Below are 14,927 nucleotides of genomic sequence, written 5' to 3'. Positions count from 1 at the left end.
AGGGCGGCATGGCATCCGCCACTCCGGGGGCAGGGATGCGCCGGGTCCGGCGCACCCGGACTGCACCGCAATCGGCGGTCGCGGGGCAACGCGGCGTACCTACCGTCGTTCGATGTGCGTGACAGGGTGCTGAGCGTCAAGGATGCCGCTGCGGCCGTCGATCCATCGACGGACCGCTTTGCCGACCTCTTCGCCGGGGTGTCGCCGGACACCCCGCGGGCCGCCGAACGGCTGGCCGCGGGGCTGCACACCCTGGAGATGGTCCGGACCGAGGAACTGCGGACCACCGGGCCGGCCGCCGCGCACGCCGAACAGCTCGCGGTCACCCTGCACCGGCCCGACCTGCAGATGCGCGCCCGGCTGATCCGCGCCGACGTGCTGCGGCGCGACGGCGACGCCGCCGAGTCCGGCCGCATCGCCCAGCAGGTCAACGCGTGGGCCGCCGAACAGGGCGACGCGTACCTGCTGGCCCGCAGCCATCTGCTGCTGGCGGGCTTCTTCCGCCATGTGGGTGACTCGGCCGACGCGCTGACCCACGCAGTGCAGGCGGTGGCGCACACCGAAGCCGACGTACCGGCGCGGCTGCGGGCCCGGCACCTGCAGGTGCTGGCGATGCTGCTGCACGAGAACGGCTCCACGCACGAGTCCCGGCGGCGCGCCGAACAGGCGCACGACATCGCCGCGGCCGCCGGCGACCACGAGATGGTGCTGCAGATCCTCAACAACATGGCGTACTCGGCGTACGAGGACGGCGACGAGGCGCGGGTGCAGGCCATGCTGGGCGAGCTGCAGGCGGTCAGCACCCGCCACGGCCTGACCCTCGGCGCCCACATCCTCGACACCATCGCCCGCATCGAGCTGTCGCGCGGGCACTACGCCGAGGCCGAGGCGGCCCTGCAGCCGGTGCTGACCGGCGAGGCCGAGTACCTGATCAGCGAGGGCCTGATGCTGGCCACCGCGCTGCTCACCGCGGCCGAGGCGCAACGGCTGCGCGGCGACTACCCGGCCGCGCAGGCCACCCTCGACCGCGCCGGCCTGCTCTGCGACGCCCGCGGAGTCGCCGCCGGGCGCGCCCAGGTCCGCCACGCCCAGTCCCAGCTGTACGCGGCCACCGGCCGCTACCGGGAGGCGTACGAGGAGTTCGAGCGCTTCTACGCCGCGACGCAGTCGCTGCTGTCTGCCCAGCGGGAGGCCCGCGCCCGCGCCATGCAGGCGATGTTCGAGAACGAGGAGGCCCGCCGCGACAGCGCCCGGTTCCGGGAGCTGGCCGAGCGGGACCCGCTCACCGGCCTGTACAACCGCCGCTACATCGACGAGCGGCTGGCCATCCTCATCGAGCACGCCGAGCGCGCCGGCACCCCGATCTCGGCCGCCCTGGTCGACCTCGACCACTTCAAGCGGGTCAACGACACGCTCTCGCATGCCACCGGCGACGCCGTACTCATCGAGATCGCCGGCCTGCTGGCCGACGCGGCGAACGGGTCGGCGCTGGCCGGGCGCCTCGGTGGTGAGGAGTTCGTGCTCGTCTTCCCCGAGCTGCCCGCCGACGAGGCGCACCGGCGCTGCGAACAGCTGCGCGAGGCTATCGCCGCGCACGACTGGCGGCCGATCACCGGCCGGATGACCGTGACCGCCAGCCTCGGGCTGACCACCGCCGCCAACGGCCAGACCAGCCCGTCGGCGCTGCTGGCGCAGGCCGACCGCAACCTGTACGCCGCCAAGCGCACCGGCCGCAACCGGGTCATGGCCGACCCGGCGCGGTGACTACCGCGTGATCGGTACGCAGTTGCCGGTCTTGTAGGTGCCCTGGTTGTCGGGCACGAGGCCGTGGTGGGAGTTCGCGATCCGGGCGCACACCTTCGGCGCGTCGCCGACGGACTTGGTGTAGCGCGGGTCGCTGGTCGGGACCACCGACGGCTCCTGGTCATCGACGTAGTAGGAACCCCGCTGGTTGCCGGCCTGCTCGCCCATGATCTCGTCCGGCGGGTTGGTGCCGTCGCTGCCGTAGAGGTGCAGGTGGTATCCGCCCTTGATGGCGGGCGGGGTGCCGTCGAAGTCCGCGTTGTACTCGACGGTGAGCTTGCCGTCGGAGATGGTCGCCGAGGTGAGGCAGACCCAGCGCGGGTTACTCGTGATTTCGTCCGTGCACTGTTCGTCGGCCGGCACCGCGGGAGTCGAGGCGGCCGCGGCCTTGTCGGCGCCCGTCTTCGTGCGGCCGTCGCCCGCCGTACCGTTCTTCGTCAACGCCCAGGCCGTGGCGCCGCCGCCGAGCAGCACGACCAGCACCGCGCCCGCCGCCAGCAGGGCCGTGCGGCCCCGCCGGGATTTCGCCGCCGAGCCGGATGCGGCGGCCGACACGAACGTCCGCCCGGTCTGCCCACCCTGCCCGGCCGGGTCGGCGCCCGGCGCCGGGATGGCCGCGTTGCCGACCACGGTCGCGGCGGGCAGGGCCGGATGGAGCACGCGCGTCGACGGATCGGGGGTCATGGACCCGCCGCGATACGTCGCCGGGACCGGCCCGCCGGATGCGGCCGGGCTGACGACGGGCGGCGCCGGGGCCGCCGCCGGACTCGCGACGGGCGGGGGTGTGGGCGCCGCCGGGCTGACGGGCGGAGCCGCGGGCGGCCGGCCCTGCGGGGCGACCGGTGCCGCCTGCTGGCGGGGCGGGGTGGCGGGGGCCGCCGGGGCCGCGGAGGCTGCGGGGGCTGCGGGGGCCGCCTGCGGGGCAGGCGTCACCGGACGCGCCGACCCGCCCGCGGGCTTCGCCAGATCGCCGCCCGCCAGCCAGGCCGCGCCGAGCGCGACCGCATGCTTCGGGTGGGCGTCGACCACCACCGGGCGGCCCACCTCCGACCCGACCAGCTGGGCGACGATCGGCATCCGCGACGAGCCGCCCACCAGCAGCACCGAGTGCACCTCGTCCGGGTCACAGTCGGCGGACCGGATGGCCCGCTGCAGCGCCTCGACGGAGCCGTGCAGCGCCGGACGGACCATCGCCTCGAACTCGGCGCGGGTGAGCCGGACCTCCGTGGACACATTGGGCAGCAGCACCGGGATGGTCGTGTCGGTGTCCGACGACAGTGCCTCCTTGGCCTGCACGCACTCGTCGCGCAGCCGCACCACCGCGTTGATCACCGCGGGGTCGTCCTCGTCCAGCTCCTCCAGCTTGCCGCCCAGTGCCGTACGGACGTGGTTGAAGACGGCCGCGTCGAAGTCGGTGCCGCCGAGCCGCTCGATGCCCTCGGGCTGACCGAGCACCTCGAACCCGGTCGCGGTCTTGCGCAGCACCGCCGCGTCGAACGTGCCGCCGCCCAGGTCGTACACGGCCACGACAGTGCCCTGCTCGACGCGTTGCTGCTGGGTGTAGTTGACAGCCGCGGCCTCGGGCTCGCTGGCGTACGTGACCGGCACGTCCATGTCGGCCATCCGCGCGGCCTGCCGCAGCAGGTCCATCTTGTACGGACCCCAGTTGGCGGGGTGGGTGACGCAGACCACGGCAGGACGGCTGCCCTCCCGGCGCGACACCTCGTCGACGACCCACCGCAGCAGCCGCGACATCAGCGCCTCCGCCGACTGCGGCACGCCGCCGAGCAGGATCGGCGTGGTGTCGCCGAGCCGCCGCTTGAACTCGCGGGCCACCCGCTGCGGCTCGGAGAATCCCCGGCGGTGCGCCGCGTCGCCGGTCAGGAACGTCTCGTCCTGGCGCAACAGCACCACCGACGGGATGGCCGCGCTCCGGTCGCCGAGCGACACGGTCTCCGCCCGGCCGTCGCGCCAGATCGCCGCCGCCGTGAACGTGGTGCCGAGGTCAATGCCAAGCGCGTACATCGATGGATGCTCCGATTATGGTCATCAGGTCAGGGCTCATCAGGTTGTCGTATGGGCGAACGCCGGGGCGCGTCAGCCGGTTCATCGCAGCCGCCGCCGGTCGGCGATCATGCCCTCGCAGGACCGGACGGCCACCCGCGCGGCGACCGCCAGTTCCGCCGAGGTCAGGGGATTCTCGGCCCGGCGCTGCCAGCGCAGGAGCGCCGCGTCCGCCGCCGCGTCCAGCTCCGCGCCGGAGGCGTCGGGCGGCAGCTTCAGCCGCTGGTGGACAGCGGCTCCGGCGCCACCGATGAGCTGCTCCAGCTCGGCGATGACGTCGGGTTTGCCGGTCACCCATCCGGCGCGCAGGCTGGAGAGCACGCGCAGCTCGTTGAACGGGTGCGCCGAGGCGATGATCTCCTCCACCCCGGCGGCGACCCGCGCACTGCCCGGCCGGTCGCTGACCCGGCTGACCTCCGCGAGGGCCAGCAGCGCGGAGCGGGACTTGAGAACGTCGCGGCGTTCGAAGAACAGCGAGCCGAGGACCTCGCGCAGCTGCCCGAGGCCGCTGCGCTCGATCAGCTCGCGGGCCAGTTCCGTCGCGGTGCCGCACGTGCCGTGCCGCAGCAGGGCCGCGGACAGCCGCAGCCCGAACACGCCGAAGCGGCCCAGCAGCGCCTCCCGTTCGAGGGAGGTCATGCCCAGTTCGGGCATCGTGTTCGCGAACCGGTCGGCGGTGAGCAGCAGCTGCTCGGCCTGCGCCGGCGGCAGCTGCGAGATCTTGCGCAGCCGGGCGAACTCCACCTCGGTGAGCGTCGCCGCGGTCTCGGCCAGCAGACCCGCCACGGGTACGACGGACTGCACCAGCCGCCGCACGCTCGGATCGGTGCTCAACCGGCCCGCGACCCGGCGCGCCGAGGCCATCGCGTCGAGCCGGCCCACCGCGATCTCGTCGGCGCGCGACAGCACGCCGATCGCGTTGACCGGATTGGGCCGCGACACCTCCACGTCGTGGAAGGCCCGCAGGAACTCGACGTCGTTGCTGTGCAGGTGCCGCATCAGGTAGATGACGGCGTCGGCGGGCGTCTCCTCGTCGTCCGGCGCCAGCAGGCTCCACGACCGCTGCGACGTCTGCTCGGACAGCGAACCGATACCCGGCGTGTCGATCAGCGTCACGGTCCGCAATGCCTGCGAGGGCCAGGTCACGTCCAGCTGCGCCACCTCGTCCACGCCGAGGCCGCCCAGGTCCAGCTCGATGGCGCCGTCCTCGCGGCTGAACCGCAGCTGCCGCGGCGGACCCTGGTACGGCTGTGCCGTCACCCGATAGGTGTGCCCGTCGCGGTACCAGGTGACGATGCGGGTGCACTCGCCCGCGTCGGTGGGCGCCAGGCGTTCCCCGACCAGCGCGTTGAGCAGCGTGGACTTTCCGGCCTTGATCCGGCCCGCGATGGCCACCCGCAGCGGCTCGTCGAGCCGGTCGCGGACGGCGGTCAGCCGCCGCTCGTACGGCGTCCCGCGGTACACGTCGAGGGCCTGCCCGAGCACACTGCGGGTACGGTCGACCAGGCTCATCGGGTCACCGCGGCCGACCGCCGCCCGACCACACACATCCTGACCAACTCGGACATCCTCACGTCGCCGCTGTTCCCGCGCCTGCCTCGCCTGCCGACCGGCCCATAGCCGCCCAGAGCATGCCACCTGTCAGCAAGCCTCGCGGACCCGAGCCGGTCCGAGCAAGGTGCCCCCAGTCACCTACCCCTGGCCGATCAGCCCAGCGTGGGACGCCGCACGGCGCCGGGCGGCCTGGTGACGACGGCAACCGGCCGGGGCATGCCGCGCGGACGGTGCGACCATCGGCCGTAAACTGCCAGGTCGACAAGGGCGAGGGGGAACACGCGGGTGACGGTCGTGGTGGGGGTGGACGGCGCCGGGCGTACCCGCCGTCTCCGCGAGCTCGCCGCCGCCACCGGCGGGCCGGTCCTGCCCGTGGCCTTCACCACCGTCGCGGACCTGGACGCGCTGCTCGCCCGGGCCCGCGCCGACGGCGCGCTGGTGCTCGTCGACGACGCGCACCGGCTGCCCCCGGAGCCGCTGCGGGCGCTGGCCGCCGCCGCCCGCGCCGGGGTGCCGATGGCGATGGCCCGCCGCCCCACGATCAGCGGGCCGGAACTGGCCGAACTGGACGAGGCGCTGGCCGCCACGGGGCCGGTCGAACACCTCGGCCCGCTCGCCCCCGACGCCATGTCGGCGCTGGTCAGCGCCGCGATCGGCCGGGCGGCGTCGGCGGCGCACGTGGCCGCCGTACAGGCCGCCTCGGGCGGCCTGCCCGCCGTGGCCGAAATGGTCGCCGCCGACCCGGACGGCACACCTGCCGCGCTGGTCGCGCGGCTGCAGCGCCGCCTCGCCGGACCCGACCGGGACACCGCCGACCTCGCCGCGATCCTCGCCCTCGGGCTCGACCTCGGCGATGACACCATCGGTACGGCGGCCCGGCTGGACCCGGCGCGGACGGCCGCCGCGACCCGTGCGCTACGCGACCAGGGCCTGCTCACGCCCGACGGGGAACGGATGATCCCGGCCGTCGCCCGCGCGGTCCTCGCCGAGAAGTCCGCGCCGGAGCGCCGCCGTCTGCACGACACCGTGGCGGCGGCGCTGCTGGCCACCGACGCCGACCCGGTCCGGGCCGCGGAGCAGCTGCGCGCCGCCCGCGCGCGTACCCCCGCGGCGGCCGACGTCTACCGGAGCGCCGCCGACCTGCTGCGCTTCACCGCGCCGGAGCGCGCCCTGTCCTGGTACGACGAGGCGCTCAACTCCGGCGCCGACCCGGCCGTGCTGGCCGCCGGCCGGGCCGAGGCGGCCGTCCTGCTGGGCCTGCCCGTCGACCTGGACGCCGCGACCGCCTCGGAGTCCGACGCGGCCCGCCTGGCCATCGTCGCCGGTGCCGCCGCGGCCGGCGACGGCAGACCCGGCCGGGCCGCCGAGGCGCTGCTGGGCACCGCCCCGCCGGGCCCGGTGCTGGCCGTCGCGGCGCTCATCGCCACCGGGCAACCCGAACCGGCGCGCAGCGCGGCGACCGGCCCGGCCCCGCTGCCCCTGCGCCGTCTCGCCGAGGCGGCGCTGGCGGTCGGCGACCCCGCGACGGCGCTGCCGCTGCTGATCGAGGCGGCCGAGGCGTACGAGCAGGCTCCGCCGGCGGTCCCGCTGCCCGACCTGCCGCACGCCCTCGGCGCGCTGGTCGCGGTCACCGCCGGCGACACCGCGACCGCCGAGCATCTGCTGGAACGGGCGCTGACCGCCGGAGCCGGTGGGCCCGCCGCCCGGGACCGGCACCGCACGCTGCTGGCGTGGGCGCGGCTGCGGGCCGGCCGGTACGACACGGCCCTGGCCGAACTGGACCGGCTGACCGGCACGGCGCTGCCGGGCCGGGAGCGGTTGACCCTCGCCTGCCTCACCGCCGGGATCGCCCGGCGGCGGGGCGACATCGCCCAGCTGCGCGCGGCGTGGGCGCTGGCCGAGCCGGTGCTGGCCCGGCGCGCGGTGGACCTGTTCCACCTGGAGATGGTCGAGGAACTGCTGGTCGCCGCCGCCCGGCTGCGCCACCACCGGCGGATCGCGCCGGTGCTGGACGACCTGGCCGCGATCGTCGACCGGCTCGGCGGCCCGGCCGCCTGGGCGGTGTCGCTGGGCTGGATCCGGCTGCAGATCGCCGTCGTCGGCGAGGATCAGCCCGCCGCGTCGGCCGCCGCGGCGCACCTCGCCGGCCTCGAACCCTCCGGGGCCCGGCAGCGGGCGCAGCGCCGGGCCGCCGTCCGCTGGGCTGCCACGCTCACCGGTGACGTACCCGCGGACGAGGTGCTGGAGGACGCCGCGGAACTCGTCGCGGCCGAGCTGCCGTGGGAGGCGTCACGGCTGCTCGGGCAGGCCGCCATCCGTACCGGCGATCCGGCGGCCGCGCGGCGACTGCTGGAGCGGGCGCGGGAGCTGTCCCGGCCGGAGGCGCCGGCGGACGAGTCACCCCCGGACGGGGGACGGGGGAGCCTGTCCGATCGGGAGGTCGAGGTCGCACAGCTGGTGTTGGCGGGCCGTACGCACCGTGAGATCGGCGCGCAGCTCTACCTGTCGCCGAAGACGGTGGAACACCACGTGGCCAGGATCCGTGCCAAACTCGGTGCCGGCAACCGGGCCGAGATGATCGCTGCGCTGCGTAGTCTGCTGCCGGCGGAGCCGTAGGTCCGCCGGGTGGAGCCACCACCCGGGACCACCCCCTAACCCCCTCCTGCCGGAAGGGGGATAGCCCCGATGCGAGGCATCGGCTACAACCCGCAGAGTTGCAGTTGTCCGACCACCGGGGCGGGCCCGAATACAGGAGACATCATGGCCGCAGTCGAAGTTACCCCGCTCATCATCGAGAACATCCGGGCGCTGTTCGAGAAGGTGTTCAGCAGCGACGCGGAGGTCGCGAAGTTCCTCGCCGACCCGTCCGGTGCCTTCGCCGCCAACGACATCGACCCTGAGACGCTCAACTCGGTCGACCTCAACCAGATCGTCACGGACGCGGCCTACCACGGCAGCGACCACTCCGCGCACAGCAGCGGCGGCTACAGCGCAGGCTCGGGCGGTAGCTACAGCGGCGGCGGCTACAGCGGTGGCAGCTACAGCGGTGGCGGATACAGCGGTGGCGGCAGCACGGGCGGCTCGGCCGCCTCCGCGCCGAGCGTGCAGCAGGTCCAGCAGGTGACCCAGGTCGCGCAGACCTTCACCACCCAGAACTTCATCGACAACTCCCGCACCTTCACCGACAACTCGTCCAAAATCGACAACTCGGTCGACGTGGACGTGGACGGGCCGGTCCACGGCGACATCGACATTTCCGCGACCAACGTCAACCAGACCGGAGACGGCAACGTCGCCACCACGGGCAACGGGGACGTCAACGCCGCCACCGGCGACGGCGCGGTTGCCCAGCAGGGCGACGGCACGCAGGTAGCCGCGACCGGTGGATCGGTGGCCGCGGGCGGCGACGCGATCGGCGTCACGGGCGACCACTCGTCCGTGGAGGTCGTCGGCGGCGACAAGGTCACCACGGGCGACGGGTCAGTGGTCGGCACCGGCTCCGGTGACGTGACCGGCGCCACCGGCGACGGGGCGTTCGCCGGCAACGCCGCCAACGGCGACGTGACAGGCAACACCGGCGACAACGCGGTGACCGCCGGGCACGACATCACCGGCGCGGTCAACACCGGGATCAACTCCGGCATTCAGGCCAACGGCGACGTCGACAAGGCCGTCCTGGGCGACAACCACGGCATCGTCGGCGACGATGTGGACAAGGCCGTGCTGGGCGACAACACCGGCATCGTCGCGGACGACGTGGACAAGGCCGTCGTCGGGGACCACAACCAGGCCGCCCAGTTCGACATCGACACCAGCGGCGGCGCGGGCGGCACCGCCAACGGCACCGGCGGCTCCGGCGGGTTTGGCGGCGACGCCAGCGCCGACGGCGGGAACGGCGCGGGCGGCTCGGCGGGCGTCGGGGTCGGCGCGGGCGTCGGGGTCGGCCTGCGCGGCAGTGGCTCGGGCTTCGGCCAGGGCCAGGGCGGTGACGGCGGGGACGGCGGCGACGGCGGCAACGCGGTCGGAGGCAGTGCCGCGGGCGGCGCCGGTGTCGGCGGCAACGCCGGTGGCGGGTCCGGCGGCGCGGTGGGCCCGATCAACCTCAACTTCGGTGGGGGCAGCCAGACCAACGTCACGGACTCCCAGGTCCACGACTCGTCGGTGGCCTCCGGTGGCAACGCGACCACGACGCAGGACTCGTTCAACGACAACTCCACGAACCACTCGTTCAACGACGAGTCGACCAAGGACTCCTTCAACGACCAGTCCACGCACGACTCGTTCAACAGCCACGACTCGTTCCACACGCACGACTCCCACGAGTCGCACGACTCGATCCACGGGGACGATTCGCACATCATCCGCGAGCAGGCCGACCACTTCGACGGGTCCCACGACGCGGCCGGCGTCGACCCGGGCCACCACGCCTGATCCACGGGGCAACGGGCCGGATGACAGCAGAGCGGCGTGGTGGGTTCACCGACCCACCACGCCGCACTGGCACCCGGCCTCCGCTCTCGCCGTACCCCTACCGTGATTGGGAGGAACGACGTTGACCGCACCCACGGCACCAGCCAGAGCCGACGACACGCTGCGCCGGGCGACAGAGATCGTCGACCTCGCCCAGCGCGCCTGCGAGGCGTACGGCCGGCCGGACCTCGGCCCCCGGCTCGCCGCCGTACGCGCCACGCTGGCCGACCCGGCGGTGCACATCGTCGTCGTGGGTGAGTTCAAACAGGGCAAGAGCTCCCTGGTGAACGCGCTGGTCGGCACGAAGGTCTGCCCCGTCAACGACGACGTCGCGACCGCCCTGCCGACCTACGTCCGCTACGGCAAGGAACCCTCCGCGGAGGTGCTCCTCGACGAGGTCCCGCCGCGCCGCGAGACGGTACCCGTCGACCGGGTACGCGACTACGTCCTGGAGAAGGAGGCCGGCGGCGCGGTCGAGGGAGTCACCGGCGTGGAGGTCCGGCTGCCGCGCCAGCTGCTCTCCAGCGGCCTGGTCATCGTCGACACGCCCGGTGTCGGCGGCCTGGGTTCTGTGCACTCGGCGGCCAGCCTGACCGCGGCGTCCATGGCCGACGCCGTCCTGTTCGTCACCGACGCGGCCCAGGAACTCACCCGCAGTGAGGTGGAGTTCCTGCGCCAGGCCCGCGAGGTGTGCGCCACCGCGGTGTGTGTGCTCACCAAGACCGACTTCTATCCGTACTGGCGGAAGATCCGGGATCTGGACGAGGGGCACCTGCGGGCGGTGGGGGAGATGCCGATCATTCCGGTCTCCTCCGACCTGCGGCTGCGCGCCGTCGCCGCCGGGGACAAGGAACTCAACGCTGAGTCCGGCTTCCCGGAGCTGGTCACGTTCGTCTCCCAGCGAGTCTCCGGCGGCGCGGCCGCCCGAGCCGCCGCGCAGGCCGGCGCCTCGGTCGTCGGGATCTGCGAGCAGATCGAGAGCCAGTTCGCGGCCGAACGGACCGCGCTGGCCGACCCGGCCTCCGCGGCCACCGTGATGGACGAGCTCGCCGAGGTGAAGCGCCGCGTGGAGGGGCTCAAGGCCGCCGCGGCGAAGTGGCAGCAGACCCTGGGCGACGGCATCGCCGATCTCAACGCCGACATCGACCACGACCTGCGCGGCCGGATCCGGCGGCTGATCGAGGAGGCCGACACGCTGATCGAGGAGGGCGACCCGGCCGACGACTGGCCGGAGACCGAACGGTGGCTCAAGGAACGGGTCTCCCAGGAAGTGCTGGCCAACTACATGTTCCTGCGCGACCGGGCGATCAGCCTCAGCGACGAGGTGGCGACCCACTTCGCGCAGGCGGCGGGTCAGGTGCTGCGCCACGTCGCGGTCGCCGACCCGGTGCCGCTGGCCGGCACCGCCGAGGTCGAGCACAAGATCGAGCTGGCGAAGATGAAGATCGGCAAGCAGGCGATGGTGGCGCTCAAGAGCGCCTACGGCGGCGCGCTCATGTTCACCATGCTCGGCACGCTGGCCGGCATCGCCCTCGGCCCGATCGGCATCGGGATCGGCCTGGTGATGGGCCGCAAGGGCCTGCGCGAGGAGAAGACCCGGCAGCGTACGAACCGGCAGAACCAGGCGCGCAACGCGATCCGCCGCTACTGCGACGAGGTCAGTTTCGTGATGACCAAGGACTCCCGGGACACCCTGCGCCGCATCCAGCGTCAGCTGCGCGACCACTACAGCGAGCTGGCCGACGAGCTGTCCCGGTCCAACGCCCGGGCGCTGAGCGCCGCGTCCGAGGCGGCCAAGCGCACCACGGAGGAACGCGAGAGCCGGCTGCGCGATCTGACCGCCGAGCTGGACCGCCTGCGGCAGCTGCGGGAACACGCGGCCGCCCTCGCGTCCTGACCCGGCCGGAGGACCGCTCACCCTCCAGCCGGCCGCTCGCGGTCCAGCCGGCCGATCGGCGTCCAGCCGGGCGGGCCCCGAGCCGTCAGGGTGTGTCGTCGCGGAACCTGAACACCCGGTCGGCCCGGGCCGTGGTCGGTGCCCCGCGGTCGAGCGCGCTGCCGAGCGCCCGTTCCTCGTACGCGAAGTGCGATTCCATGATCGCGGCGAGTCCGTCCAGCTCCCGGCGGATCGCTTCCGTCCCGCCGTCGTCGGAGGCGGCGGCCCGGCGGGCGAGTTCGGCCACCCGGGACAGAATCGACGCGATCATCCCGTGGTCCTCCACGAGCTTGGCGATGGTGCCCGCGAGGTCGGGGCGCTCGCGCAGCAGCTCGGCGAACATCCCCGTGTCCTCGCCATGGTGATGCGCGGTCAACGCCGCGCAGAACGCCAGGCAGTGGGTCGGCAGAGCGTCGTTGTCGGGTCGTGGTCGCCCGGGGTGGGTTCTGAGGTCGTCGATCCGGCGACGGAGGTCCTGATGTGCCTGTGCGAGTTGTCGGCTGAGCGCGACCGCGCGGTCGGGGGAAGCCACTGATGGCGGCCCTTCGGTTCCGCACCTCCATGCCTGACGCTGCCCGCCACCGGCACGCGATGCTGCCGATATCCGATCATGGTCTCAGCGCGGGCGCAAACCCCGGCGTGCCCCGTCCGGCCTCAGTTGTGGTGGTCGTGGTCGTCCAGGTCGTCGATCTCCGGGACGTGGTGATCGGGCAGCGCGGGAACCTCCCACAGCTCGTGGTGCGGCGCCGCGTCGGGCAGATCCGGCAGGTGGTGCGGCTCGTGGTCGGCGTGCCCGAACGGCTCCGGGTCGGGATCCGGGGCCACGGCATCGACCCGGAAGTCGTCGACGAGGGCCGCGTGGTCGTGCTCGTGCCCGTGGCCGAACGCCATCTCCAGCGGCGCCCATCCGTGGTGGTCGGCGCCGTGGCCGTCGCCGTGCGCGAGGGCCGCGTCATGGCCGCCGCCCACATCGGCCTGCGAGTCATGGCCGCCGCCGAAATCGACGTGTGGGTCGATCTCGGGCGAGGTCAGGTCCGGACCTTGGTCGACGTCCGCCACCGGGGCGGTGGCGAGCAGATCGGGCAGATCGCCGATCCCACCCGCCACAGCGTCGCCCTCGGTGATCGGACCGTGCGCCATGACGAACGGCGCCAGATGCTCGGCGACCTCGGCCGGGGCGGTGTCGGCGAAACTGACCACCGCCTCGGCGAGGAGATCCTCCGGCAGGTCCGGATGGCCACCGGCCGACAGCACGGCCGCGAGATCGCCCGAGGTCCCGGCGGAGCCGGTCAACCCCGCGATGATCTCGTGAAGGGATCGCGCCGGTGCCATGCCACTACTGTATGTAGATCACCACGGGTACCGGCAAGGGGGACTTCCCCCAGCGACCCCCTAACCGATCAGTGGATCATCACCGGCGTCTCGACGGAGCCCTCGGCGTTCGGGTCGCCCTGCTGCGGTGCCTGGCGCTTGCGCGGCAGGAACGCGATCGGGATGAACGTCAGCAGCACCAGCACGAACCCGACCCAGAAGGTCGTGGCGAACGACTTGGCCACGAACTCCAGACCCTGCTGAATCACCGCCGGGGGCAGCGGCAGCGTCACGTGGTGGCTGGCGATCGCCGCCTGCGCCTCGGTGACCGGCTCTCCGGTGCTCGGGTTGGTCACCCCCGGGATGGGGGTGGACTTGTTCAGCTGGCTGGTCAGGATCACCGACATGGTCGCCGAACCGATCGAGCCGCCGATCTGCTGCAGGATGTTCACCAGCGTCGAGCCGCGCGCCACATCGTTGTGGTGCAGGGTACGCAGCGCGGACGTCATGATCGGCATCATGGTGCCGCCCATGCCGAGACCCATCACGAACAGCGAGCCGCACAGCAGCACGTACGAGGTGTCCGTGCCGACCTGGGTGAACGTGAAGAACCCGGCGGCGATGAGCGCCATCGCGAACGGCACGGTACGCCCCACCGGGATCTTGTCGGCCAGCATCCCGGCGATCGGCATGGTCAGCATGGCGCCGATGCCCTGCGGGGCCATGAGCAGCCCGGCGTGCAGCGTCGACTCGCCCCGGACCTGCAGGAAGTAGCTCGGGAACAGCAGCCCGGCGCCCATGAACGCGATGATGAACACGAACAGCGAGAGCGCCGAGACCGTCAGGTTGCGGTTGCGGAACAGCCGCAGGTCGAGCAGCGGGTGCTTCGGCTTGAACGAGTAGAAGACGAACGCGATCACCAGCAGCGCACCGGACACCATCGGCAGCCACACCTTGGTGGCCGTGAACGAGCCGGCCTCCGGCCACGACGACACGCCGTAGAGGAACAGCGCCAGACCGGGCGAGAGCATCAGCATGCCGAGGAAGTCGAACGACTCCGACGGCTGGGGGTTGTCCTTCGGCAGTGCGAAGAAGGCGTACACCAGGGCGATCGCACCGATCGGGACGTTGATCAGGAAGATCCACTCCCAGCTCTTGGCCTCGATCAGCCAGCCGCCCAGGATCGGGCCGCAGATCGGGCCGAGCAGCATCGGGATGCCGAGGACGGCCATCAGGCGGCCGATCCGCTGCGGCCCGGCGGCACGGGTCATGATCGTCATGCCGAGCGGCATCAGCATGCCGCCGCCGAGGCCCTGCAGCACCCGGTAGCCGACGAGCTGCTCGATCGAGGTGGCGGTGGCGCAGAGCGCCGAGCCCGCCGTGAACAGCAGCAGGGCGAGCATGTACAGCCGCTTGGTGCCGAACCGGTCGGCGGCCCAGCCACTGAGCGGGATCACCGTCGCCAGGGCGAGGGTGTAGCCGGTCATCGTCCAGGCGACCTCGGCGTACGTGGCGTCGAACACGACCTGGAACGTGGGCAGCGCGACGCTGACGACGGTGATGTCGAGGATCGACATGATCGCGCCCAGCACCACCACTCCGGCGATCTTGAGCACGGCGGCATCAAGTTTATTTGGTGGGGTGGCGACTTGTTCAGTCACGTGAAGCTCCCGGTGGGTTGGGCAGATGTCGAGATGCCGTGCGCCCGGCTCGGCTGCGCTCGGCACAGAGCACCGAACATGGTTTCACCCCGGTCGGCCACGGGCACCCGTATTTCGACAACCGAGGT

General features: G+C 73.1%; 9 protein-coding genes. 4 read left to right on the top strand and 5 right to left on the bottom strand.

What is annotated here, in order from left to right; all coding sequences use genetic code 11:
• The first annotated feature begins 114 nt into the window (after positions 1-114).
• Positions 115-1,764 (top strand): diguanylate cyclase, encoded by a 1,650-nt coding sequence (locus ACMCNN_RS17020; protein ID WP_412741480.1) that lies wholly within the window; start codon positions 115-117, stop codon positions 1,762-1,764.
• Here the strand turns inward: ACMCNN_RS17020 and ACMCNN_RS17015 are convergent, their stop codons facing one another.
• Positions 1,765-3,828, bottom strand: a complete 2,064-nt coding sequence (locus tag ACMCNN_RS17015; protein WP_412741479.1) for an Hsp70 family protein — start codon at positions 3,826-3,828, stop codon at positions 1,765-1,767.
• Between the two features lie 81 nt (positions 3,829-3,909).
• Positions 3,910-5,379, bottom strand: coding sequence for a dynamin family protein (locus ACMCNN_RS17010; protein ID WP_412741478.1), 1,470 nt, complete (start codon positions 5,377-5,379; stop codon positions 3,910-3,912).
• Positions 5,380-5,706: 327 nt separating this feature from the next.
• Here ACMCNN_RS17010 and ACMCNN_RS17005 point away from each other — a divergent pair, with 327 nt between their 5' ends.
• From ACMCNN_RS17005 to ACMCNN_RS16995, 3 genes are all read left to right on the top strand, one after another.
• The gene (locus tag ACMCNN_RS17005) at positions 5,707-8,037 is read left to right on the top strand and encodes a LuxR C-terminal-related transcriptional regulator (RefSeq protein WP_412741477.1); all 2,331 of its coding nucleotides are present in this window, start codon (positions 5,707-5,709) and stop codon (positions 8,035-8,037) included.
• Between the two features lie 144 nt (positions 8,038-8,181).
• Complete coding sequence (locus ACMCNN_RS17000) at positions 8,182-9,852, top strand: hypothetical protein (protein WP_412741476.1); 1,671 nt, start codon at positions 8,182-8,184, stop codon at positions 9,850-9,852.
• 121 nt (positions 9,853-9,973) lie between these two features.
• Complete coding sequence (locus ACMCNN_RS16995) at positions 9,974-11,788, top strand: dynamin family protein (RefSeq protein ID WP_412741475.1); 1,815 nt, start codon at positions 9,974-9,976, stop codon at positions 11,786-11,788.
• Positions 11,789-11,873: 85 nt separating this feature from the next.
• Here the strand turns inward: ACMCNN_RS16995 and ACMCNN_RS16990 are convergent, their stop codons facing one another.
• The 3 genes from ACMCNN_RS16990 to ACMCNN_RS16980 form a co-directional block, all read right to left on the bottom strand.
• The gene (locus tag ACMCNN_RS16990) at positions 11,874-12,359 is read right to left on the bottom strand and encodes a hemerythrin domain-containing protein (RefSeq protein ID WP_412741474.1); all 486 of its coding nucleotides are present in this window, start codon (positions 12,357-12,359) and stop codon (positions 11,874-11,876) included.
• A gap of 122 nt (positions 12,360-12,481) precedes the next feature.
• A complete protein-coding gene (locus ACMCNN_RS16985) occupies positions 12,482-13,159 on the bottom strand; it encodes a hypothetical protein (RefSeq protein ID WP_412741473.1) in 678 nt (225 codons plus the stop codon).
• A 68-nt stretch (positions 13,160-13,227) separates the two neighbouring features.
• Positions 13,228-14,799, bottom strand: coding sequence for a DHA2 family efflux MFS transporter permease subunit (locus ACMCNN_RS16980; RefSeq protein WP_412741472.1), 1,572 nt, complete (start codon positions 14,797-14,799; stop codon positions 13,228-13,230).
• Positions 14,800-14,927: the final 128 nt, after the last annotated feature.

The sequence above is a fragment of the Krasilnikovia sp. MM14-A1004 genome, assembly GCF_047159485.1.
Classification (GTDB): Bacteria; Actinomycetota; Actinomycetes; order Mycobacteriales; family Micromonosporaceae; genus Actinoplanes.
Note: the sequence above shows the minus strand (reverse complement) of the source record. Positions and strands in the feature narration are given on the sequence as shown.